Origin of the sequence: Streptococcus mitis (genome assembly GCF_003942795.1) — a bacterium.
GTDB classification, from domain to species: Bacteria; Bacillota; Bacilli; order Lactobacillales; family Streptococcaceae; genus Streptococcus; species Streptococcus mitis_BJ.
Genome location: NZ_RJNY01000059.1, coordinates 1 through 673 on the forward strand (window position 1 = coordinate 1; position 673 = coordinate 673).

Here is a 673-nt window from a genome sequence, read left to right on the forward strand (position 1 = left end):
CGCGAGACGGAATCGAACCGCCGACACATGGAGCTTCAATCCATTGCTCTACCAACTGAGCTACCGAGCCAAATTGCGGGAGCAGGATTTGAACCTACGACCTTCGGGTTATGAGCCCGACGAGCTACCGAGCTGCTCCATCCCGCGTTAATATAAAAAGGAGGATGTGGGATTCGAACCCACGCACGCTTTTACACGCCTGACGGTTTTCAAGACCGTTCCCTTCAGCCGGACTTGGGTAATCCTCCATTATTTACAATGGACCTTGTAGGACTTGAACCTACGACCACTCGGTTATGAGCCGAGAGCTCTAACCAGCTGAGCTAAAGGTCCAACAAGATCATTATAGCGGCGAAGGGGATCGAACCCCCGACCTCCCGGGTATGAACCGGACGCTCTAGCCAGCTGAGCTACACCGCCATGAATCGGGAAGACAGGATTCGAACCTGCGACACCTTGGTCCCAAACCAAGTACTCTACCAAGCTGAGCTACTTCCCGCGTTAAATAAAAAAATGCACCCTAGAGGAGTCGAACCTCTAACCGCCTGATTCGTAGTCAGGTACTCTATCCAGTTGAGCTAAGGGTGCTCATCATTATATGCCGAGGACCGGAATCGAACCGGTACGATCGTTACCAATCGCAGGATTTTAAGTCCTGTGCGTCTGCCAGTTC

The 673-nt window shown here is 52.2% G+C and carries 6 tRNA genes; all 6 read right to left on the reverse strand.

The annotated features are described in order from the left end of the window. Positions 1–73 precede the first annotated feature (73 nt). Positions 74–147 (reverse strand) — tRNA-Met (locus D8847_RS10545). An 11-nt stretch (positions 148–158) separates the two neighbouring features. Continuing rightward, positions 159–248, reverse strand: a tRNA-Ser gene (locus D8847_RS10550). A gap of 11 nt (positions 249–259) precedes the next feature. After that, a tRNA-Ile gene (locus D8847_RS10555) sits at positions 260–333 on the reverse strand. Positions 334–346: 13 nt separating this feature from the next. Continuing rightward, positions 347–420 (reverse strand) — tRNA-Met (locus D8847_RS10560). 5 nt (positions 421–425) lie between these two features. Further along, positions 426–499, reverse strand: a tRNA-Pro gene (locus tag D8847_RS10565). Between the two features lie 15 nt (positions 500–514). Continuing rightward, a tRNA-Arg gene (locus tag D8847_RS10570) sits at positions 515–588 on the reverse strand. Between the last annotated feature and the right edge of the window lie 85 nt (positions 589–673).